Annotated in this window: 8 protein-coding genes; 6 read left to right on the top strand and 2 right to left on the bottom strand. The window is 69.6% G+C overall.

Annotation, left to right across the window (positions count from 1 at the left end):
* Positions 1 to 130 precede the first annotated feature (130 nt).
* Complete coding sequence (locus tag LDQ05_RS18805) at positions 131 to 319, bottom strand: hypothetical protein (RefSeq protein WP_226438477.1); 189 nt, start codon at positions 317 to 319, stop codon at positions 131 to 133.
* A gap of 60 nt (positions 320 to 379) precedes the next feature.
* Here LDQ05_RS18805 and LDQ05_RS18800 point away from each other — a divergent pair, with 60 nt between their 5' ends.
* The 5 genes from LDQ05_RS18800 to LDQ05_RS18780 all read left to right on the top strand — a co-directional run bounded on the left by LDQ05_RS18800 (position 380) and on the right by LDQ05_RS18780 (position 5,991).
* Positions 380 to 2,656 carry a helicase-associated domain-containing protein gene (locus LDQ05_RS18800; protein WP_226438476.1) on the top strand — a complete coding sequence of 759 codons (2,277 nt, stop codon included), beginning with the start codon at positions 380 to 382 and terminating at the stop codon, positions 2,654 to 2,656.
* 354 nt (positions 2,657 to 3,010) lie between these two features.
* The gene (locus LDQ05_RS18795; RefSeq protein WP_226438475.1) at positions 3,011 to 3,172 is read left to right on the top strand and encodes a hypothetical protein; all 162 of its coding nucleotides are present in this window, start codon (positions 3,011 to 3,013) and stop codon (positions 3,170 to 3,172) included.
* Between the two features lie 36 nt (positions 3,173 to 3,208).
* Positions 3,209 to 3,367, top strand: coding sequence for a hypothetical protein (locus LDQ05_RS18790; RefSeq protein ID WP_226438474.1), 159 nt, complete (start codon positions 3,209 to 3,211; stop codon positions 3,365 to 3,367).
* Between the two features lie 196 nt (positions 3,368 to 3,563).
* A complete protein-coding gene (locus LDQ05_RS18785; protein ID WP_226438473.1) occupies positions 3,564 to 5,222 on the top strand; it encodes a DNA repair helicase XPB in 1,659 nt (552 codons plus the stop codon).
* A 100-nt stretch (positions 5,223 to 5,322) separates the two neighbouring features.
* Positions 5,323 to 5,991 (top strand): DUF3239 domain-containing protein, encoded by a 669-nt coding sequence (locus LDQ05_RS18780; protein WP_226438472.1) that lies wholly within the window; start codon positions 5,323 to 5,325, stop codon positions 5,989 to 5,991.
* Between the two features lie 37 nt (positions 5,992 to 6,028).
* On the opposite strand, the gene LDQ05_RS18775 is transcribed toward LDQ05_RS18780, so the two are convergent.
* Positions 6,029 to 7,003 carry a helix-turn-helix transcriptional regulator gene (locus LDQ05_RS18775; protein ID WP_226438471.1) on the bottom strand — a complete coding sequence of 325 codons (975 nt, stop codon included), beginning with the start codon at positions 7,001 to 7,003 and terminating at the stop codon, positions 6,029 to 6,031.
* A gap of 127 nt (positions 7,004 to 7,130) precedes the next feature.
* Between LDQ05_RS18775 and LDQ05_RS18770 the strand changes: the two genes are divergently transcribed.
* Positions 7,131 to 7,526 (top strand): RidA family protein, encoded by a 396-nt coding sequence (locus tag LDQ05_RS18770; protein ID WP_226438470.1) that lies wholly within the window; start codon positions 7,131 to 7,133, stop codon positions 7,524 to 7,526.
* The last annotated feature ends 83 nt before the right edge of the window (positions 7,527 to 7,609 follow it).

Raw genomic sequence — 7,609 nt, 5'->3', positions numbered from 1 at the left:
AGTTCTCGTCGATCACTGCGGGCGCACCCGCTTTCAACGTGCCGATACCCACCACGATCGTGGACGTGAGCGTCACCCCGATGAACAGCGCGGTCGCGGTGGACGCGGTTCGGCGCGGAAGAATCGAAGATCAGCGATTGACGACGGTGTGCGGGTGTGTGTAGGGCAGGTCCTCGACGGGCAGCGGGAACTCGGTGTCCTCGCCGTAGGGGGACAGCGGTCCGGAACGCGTCGACGACAGTTCCGTCACGGCATGGTCGCCGTCGGCGAGCTGCGGCCACCCACGGTCGACGTACTGGTTCTTCGATTTGTCAGCCATGCCGCTCATTTTGGCAGGTCCGTTCGGACGAGGCCATCCCAGGTCTCTAGGCTGGGACGAATGGCACCAGGCACTCCCGACACCGCGTCGGGCGAGGACTCCCTCGCCCGGTGGCTGTCGTCCCGTCGCGACACCGATCTGACGGTATTGCTGCGCGCCCGGCCCGACCTGGTGGTGCCGCCACCTGCGACGATGACCGTGCTGGCCGGCCGCGCCCGGCAGCGGGCCTCGGTGTTCCGCGCCGCCGACGATCTGACCACCGCCGACTTCGGGGTGATCGAAGCCCTGTCCCGGCTCGGCGCCACCGGCGAGGACGTCACCCGCAAGGCTCTCGTCGCCGCGCTGCGCGGACGCCTGACCGCCGGCTCGGTCGACCGGATCCTCGACCGGCTCCGCGAACACCTGCTCGTGTGGGGCACCGCCGATTCGCTGCGGCTCGTACCGACCGCCGTCGACACCGTCCCGTGGCGTGTCGGCCGTGTCACCGGTGCGCGCACGCTCGACGACGACGAGATCGGTCGACTGCTCACCGAACTCGACGATGCGCAGCGCGGCGTCCTCGACACCCTCGCGCGCACCTCCCCCGTCGGACGCACCCGGGACGCCGCGGTCGACACCGACCCGGACCGCCCCGTGCAGAAACTCCTCGCCGCCGGTCTGCTGCACCGCATCGACGACGAGACGGTGGAACTGCCGCACCGCGTCGGCCAGATCCTGCGCGGCGAGGCCCCGTTCGACCCGGACACCCTCACGGCCCCGCCGGCGACCGAAGCCACCGGCACGGTGGGCGATGTGAACGCCACGGCGGCGGGCGCAGCGCTCGAACTGCTCCGGCACTGCGGCGACCTGCTCACCGTCCTCGGCGACCAGCCGGCGCCGGCGCTGAAGTCCGGCGGGCTCGGCGTCCGGGAGTTGCATCGGTTGTCCAAGTCGCTGCGGCGGAGCGACGAGGACACCGCGCTGCTCGTGGAGGTACTCGCCGCGGCGGGACTGGTCGGTCGCGGCGTACCCGACCCGGAACCTCCCGGCGACCACGACGAGTTCTGGGCTCCGACGACGTCGGTCGACTCGTGGCTCGCGTCCCCTCCCGCACACCGGTGGGCCGTGCTGGCCGGCGCCTGGCTGGCCTCACCGCGCCGACCGTGGCTGATCGGGCAGCGCGACCAGAACGACAAACCGGTGGCCGCGCTCTCGGAGGAGGTCACCCACCCGACCGCGGCCCGCGACCGGGCACTGCTGCTCGAGGTTCTCGCCGACCACACCGGTGACGACCCCGCGCGGGTACGCGCGGCTGCCGCGTGGCGGCGTCCCCGCTGGGCGGGCAGGCTCACCGCCGACACGGTCACCGGCACGATCCGGGAGGCGACGACCCTGGCGCTCGTCGCGCACGGACGGCTCTCCTCCCCCGGCAAGGCCCTGCTGCACGGCGGCGACGCCGAGCGGGAGATGGCCGACGTCCTCCCGGAACCGGTCGACCACATCCTCGTCCAGGCAGACCTGACGGTCGTCGCGCCGGGCCCCCTCGTCCCCGACCTCGCCGCCCGCATGGAACTGGTCGCCGACGTGGAATCCGCCGGGGCCGCCACCGTCTACCGCATCGGGGACGCCACCGTGCGGCGCGCGCTCGACACCGGGCTCGGTGCCGACGAGCTGCACGCGTTGTTCACACGACACTCCCGCACACCGGTCCCCCAATCGCTGACCTACCTCATCGACGACGTCGCGCGCCGGCACGGCCGGCTGCGCGCCGGGATCGCGTCGTCGTTCGTGCGCGCCGACGATCCCGCGCTGCTCGCCGAGGTGTTGGCGGCCCCGGTCGCGACCACCCTCGCGTTGCGTGCGGTCGCACCGACGGTCGCGATCTCGCAGGCCCCGCTCGCCGAGGTCCTCACCGCACTCCGCGGCGCCGGTTTCTCCCCCGCCGGGGAGGACGCGTCCGGAGCGGTGCTGGACCTGCGTCCGCGCGGCGCCCGCGTCGTCGCGCACCGCGCCCGCCCCCGCTACACCGGCCCGCAGCCACCGAGCGAGGACCAACTCGCCACGCTGGTGCGGACCCTGCGCGCCGGCGACCGCGCGGCCTCGGCGCCGTCGACCGCATCGGTGCGCGGCGACGGTAGCCGCGGTGGCAGTGCCGCGACGATGGCTCTGCTGCAGCTCGCCGTCGGGAAGCACCGCAGCGTCAACATCGGGTACGTGGACGCGCAGGGTGTCGCGACCCGACGCATCGTCGACCCGGTGTCCGTCGGCGGTGGGCGGCTCGACGCGTTCGACCCGGCCGCGGACGAGGTGCGCAGTTTCGTGTTGCACCGCATCACCTCGGTCGCGCTCGTCGACTGACCACCCACACTTCCACCGCATCCGAGCGAAACCTGTTGCGTGCGAATGTATCGCTCGATCGACTCGATCGATCGAGCGATACATCCGCTCACCTCGACGGCGGGCGTCACATCGACAGAAGTTCCCGCGGGACGGCACATTTCACGCGACTGGCTTTCCTGTGGAAATGACGTATGGTGTGAATCTGTTGAGTGATTGCCACTTCGGAAGATGGAGCGACAATGGCCGACAAGGGAAAAGCCCTGAAGAAGCCCGCGCAGAGCGCGAAGGAACGGCGCGCGGAGAAGCGCCGGAAAGCCTCGGAGGACGGAGAATTCATCCGTAAGCGGAAGCGGAGCTGATTTCGCGATCGTGATGAGTACCGAAATCGCAGTGCTCGAAGCACTGTACGAGAAGATCAACACGCTCCCTCGACGGGGGACGAACCCGCACGATCTCGGTTACCGTGCCGCATTGGCACGCGCCCGGGTCTTCGTCCTCGACGAACGCGCCGGCGCCCTCGTGACCCCGGCATGAAAGACCACCCGGCATGAAAGACGAAGAGAACTACCGATGAAGAGAACTATGCACGCACTGGACAGGATCCAGGACAGACTCGAGAGCGAACTGGATTCGTGTCCCGCCTCGTCGGAGAAGGACGCCGGGTACCGATCGGGGATCTCGGAGGCCCTCGTGTGCGTGATGGAGGTGCGCCGATCACTCGCGGGCTGACCTCGAGGGGTAGGGGCCCGGGCAGGTGATGTCCGGACGCACGGGCGGCGCGCAGCAGCGCGCCGCCCTTCGCGTCCGTCGCCTCGCAGCGACGGTCGATCCGCGCCGGTCCGCGGTGTCCGGAGGTGGCGCGCGACCCTGCTCGCCTGGACAATGGTGAAGTTCTGCTTCTCCACCGTTCTCCCAGGAGGCGTCCGTGCCCGACGGCCCGCTGATCGTCCAGTCCGACAAGACCGTGCTCCTCGAAGTCGACCACGAGCGGGCCGACGCCGCACGGCAGGCGATCGCACCGTTCGCCGAGCTCGAGCGCGCTCCGGAGCACGTACACACCTATCGGGTGACCCCGCTGGCCCTGTGGAACGCACGCGCGGCGGGGCACGACGCCGAGCAGGTCGTCGATGCCCTGGTGACGTTCTCCCGGTTCGCGGTGCCGCAGCCGCTGCTCGTCGACATCGTCGACACGATGGGCCGCTACGGGCGGCTGCAGTTGGTGAAGAATCCCGCGCACGGACTGACCCTGGCGAGCCTGGATCGCGCGGTGCTCGCCGAGGTGATGCGCAACAAGAAGATCGCGCCGATGCTCGGCGCACGGATCGACGACGACACCGTGATCGTGCATCCGAGCGAACGCGGCCGTCTCAAACAGATGCTGCTCAAGGTCGGGTGGCCCGCCGAGGATCTCGCCGGTTACGTCGACGGTGAGGCCCACCCGATCGAACTGGACTTCGCGACACACCCGTGGCACCTGCGCGACTATCAGGAGATGGCCGCGGACTCGTTCTGGGCGGGCGGATCCGGTGTCGTGGTGCTGCCGTGCGGCGCCGGCAAGACGATGGTGGGTGCGGCGGCCATGGCGAAGGCCGGGGCCACCACGTTGATCCTGGTGACGAACACCGTCGCGGGCCGACAGTGGAAACGCGAACTGATCGCGCGCACGTCGCTGACCGAGGAGGAGATCGGCGAGTACTCGGGGGAGAAGAAGGAGATCCGCCCCGTCACCATCGCCACCTACCAGGTGATCACCCGCAAGTCGAAGGGCGAGTACCGCAACCTCGAGCTGTTCGACTCCCGCGACTGGGGGCTGATGATCTACGACGAGGTGCATCTGCTGCCGGCCCCGGTGTTCCGGATGACCGCCGACCTGCAGTCCCGCCGCAGGCTCGGGCTGACCGCCACCCTGGTGCGGGAGGACGGCAGAGAGGGCGACGTGTTCTCCCTGATCGGGCCGAAACGGTACGACGCGCCGTGGAAGGACATCGAGGCGCAGGGCTGGATCGCGCCGGCCGACTGCGTCGAGGTGCGCGTGACCCTCACCGACGCCGAGCGCATGGCGTATGCGGTGGCGGAGCCGGACGAGCGCTACAAGCTGTGTTCGACGGCCCGCACCAAGACGGCGGTGGTCCGGTCGATCCTCGACCGGCACCCGGATTCTCCGGCGCTGGTGATCGGCGCCTACATCGATCAGCTCGACGAACTCGGTGAGGCACTCGACGCACCGGTGATCAAGGGCTCCACGAAGACGAAGGAACGCGAGGCGCTGTTCGATCGGTTCCGCAGGGGTGAGCTGAAGGTGCTGGTGGTGTCGAAGGTCGCGAACTTCTCCATCGACCTGCCCGAGGCGTCGGTGGCGGTGCAGGTGTCCGGCACGTTCGGGTCCCGACAGGAGGAAGCCCAGCGGCTCGGGCGACTGCTGCGTCCCAAGCAGGACGGTGGGCAGGCGCACTTCTACTCGGTGGTCTCCCGCGACACGCTCGACGCCGAGTACGCCGCGCACCGGCAGCGGTTCCTCGCCGAGCAGGGGTACGCCTACCGGATCACCGACGCGGACGATCTGCTGGGCCCGGCGATCGGCTGACCCGGGCGGCCGGTGGGCGGAGGTCCGGGTGGGCGCGGGTGGGTCGGTCCGCACCTGCACACCCGGCCGGCAGCCGGACACGGTCCCATAAGCTGGCCGCGTGCGCCGATTCGAGTTCCCCGTCGACATGTCCCATGCCAAGTCGGTCAACCAGACCCTCGCGGAGGTCCGCAGCCTCCGCTGGTCGGCTGTCGTCGTGGCCGCGCTGTGCCTTGCCGTCGCGGTGTGGTTGTTCTACTTGGGCCGACCGTGGTCGTACGTCGTGGGGACGGTGCTGCTGGTCATGACGGCGACGTCGGTGTGGGTGGCACTGTGGGTGCCCCGCAAGGTCGGCACCATCGAGGAGCTGTACCACGACAGTCCGCTGGTGCCGGCCGTCGTCGCCGTGGCGCGTCCACGCGGGATGACCCTGCTGGCGCTGGTCGACATCGCCAAACCCGAGTCGGGTGCACACCATTACGCACTCGTCACCCGCGACGTGGCAGCGATCCCCGGACACCGGGCCCGGGTGGGTGAACGCGTGCCGTCGGTCGCGGTGATGTCGGATCGCACCAGCAAGAACAAGTCCGAGGTGTGGCAGATGGTCAGCCCCATGCCGATCTCCTGGGGCACCCGCGACCAGAAGGTCATCGCCGACGCGACCGCCGCGATCGCCGAATCCGAGTGGAAGCTGCTGAAGGACAAGGTGGCGATGGCCGAGAGGATCAGCGCCACCAACGATCGTCGAATGGAGCTCGAGGCGCGCGACCTACCGCCCGAGCTGAGGTGATCACGTGGAGGTCCGGCTCGACGTCGGCGACTCCCGTTCATTCCGGGGAATGCTCGTATCTGGCAGCGAGAGTTGCTGCCCGGGCGCGCAGGGCCGCACGCACGGACTCGGGCGCAAGGACTTCGGCGGCGGTGTCGAGCTGCCAGATCGCCCACACTGCATGTCGTAGATCCTCGAACGTCACGTCGAGACGGACCCGGCCGTCGGTCTCCGGTTCCTCGGCGCGCACCGCGCGCACCGTGTCCAACAGTTCTTCTCGTCGCGTCCGCTCGACCCTGACCACCACCGGGATGTGGTTCGCCGACAGGAACCGGGCGCTGCGTTCGGCCCAGATCCGGTCGAGGTCGACCCGGGCGGGACGTTCGGCGGGTTCCGGAAGCTCCTCGGCGACGGTCATGCGAGAGAGTCGATAGGTGCGATCCTCCCCCGACTCGGTGGCCAGCAGGTAGGTGCGGTCGCGGACGGTGACCAGCCCGATGGGATCGACCGTGTGCCGGCGCGGCTCCTTGCCCGGTGCGGTGTAGAGGAAGCGGAGTTTGTGCCCGGTGAGCGCGGCGTGCCGGACCTCGCTCATGACGCCGCGCGCCACCTCCTCGGTGACCGTCCGTCGTGAGAGAAGGTCGGTCTCGGGCTCGACCAGAAATCGCGTGGCGGCATCGTCCAGGCGGGCTCGGTGGCCGTCGGGAAGCGCGTCGACCACCTTGTGCAGCGCGGAGGCGAGGGCGGTACCGAGACCGAAGGTCTTCTCGTCTCGGCGCGACCCCGCGGTCAGCAGAGCAAGGGCTTCGTCGTGGTTCAGCCCGGTGAGTTCCGTGCGGAAACCGGGTAGCAGGGAGAACCCGCCGTGTCGCCCGCGATCGGAGTACACGGGCACGCCGGCCGTGGACAGTGCCTCGATGTCGCGCAGCACCGTGCGCGTGGACACCTCCAATTCCTCGGCCAGTTGATCCGCGGTCATCCGACCTCGCCGACGCAACAACAGCACCAACGAGACCAACCGATCGGCGCGCACAGCATCACTTCCTACCAAAAATATGACAGAAGGTGTCGGGATTTGTCGGGAGGCTCGTTGTGCGGGCGTCGAGGACGGCGGCCACCCGGGCCACCGGGCGCACGCAGGCGAGGCGATGGGAGTGGTGATGGAACGAACAGCAGTCAACCCGGTGACGTGGTCGCTGGCGATGGGATTCAACCAGGGTGAGGTCGTCTCCGGGGAGACCCGGACGCTCTACATCTCGGGGCAGACCTCGATGAGCAAGGACGGCCGGCCCGAGCACGAGGGGGACATCGCTGCGCAGCTCGCGCTGGCCGTGGACAATCTCGAAGCCGTGCTCACCGAGGCCGGCATGTCCCTGGCGAACCTCGTTCGCCTCAACGTGTACACCACCGACGTGGACGCACTGTTCTCGCACTACGGCGTGCTCGCCGGAAGACTCGGCGCGGCCTCCGTCGCTCCCACGACCACGATGCTCGAGGTGACACGACTGGCGATCGCCGGCCAGATGGTCGAACTCGAAGGTACGGCCGTCGCGTAACACGACCTCGCCGCTCCTGCGGCGGTTGCCGGTAATCCGGACCCGGTGCCCGCGTTCCCGCGGGCACCGGGTCACGCGGGCAC

The sequence above is a fragment of the Rhodococcus yananensis genome, assembly GCF_020515525.1.
Taxonomy (GTDB): domain Bacteria; phylum Actinomycetota; class Actinomycetes; order Mycobacteriales; family Mycobacteriaceae; genus Rhodococcus; species Rhodococcus yananensis.
The sequence above is the reverse complement of the archived record's forward strand: the minus strand, read 5'-3'. Positions and strand labels throughout refer to the sequence as shown.

Excerpts from the sequence above, each read along its gene's own strand:
- LDQ05_RS18790 (WP_226438474.1), top strand. The coding sequence starts at position 3,209 with ATGAAGAGAACTATGCACGCACTGGACAGGATCCAGGACAGACTCGAG.
- LDQ05_RS18800 (WP_226438476.1), top strand. The coding sequence starts at position 380 with ATGGCACCAGGCACTCCCGACACCGCGTCGGGCGAGGACTCCCTCGCC.
- LDQ05_RS18805 (WP_226438477.1), bottom strand. The coding sequence starts at position 319 with ATGGCTGACAAATCGAAGAACCAGTACGTCGACCGTGGGTGGCCGCAG.
- LDQ05_RS18795 (WP_226438475.1), top strand. The coding sequence starts at position 3,011 with ATGAGTACCGAAATCGCAGTGCTCGAAGCACTGTACGAGAAGATCAAC.
- LDQ05_RS18770 (WP_226438470.1), top strand. The coding sequence starts at position 7,131 with ATGGAACGAACAGCAGTCAACCCGGTGACGTGGTCGCTGGCGATGGGA.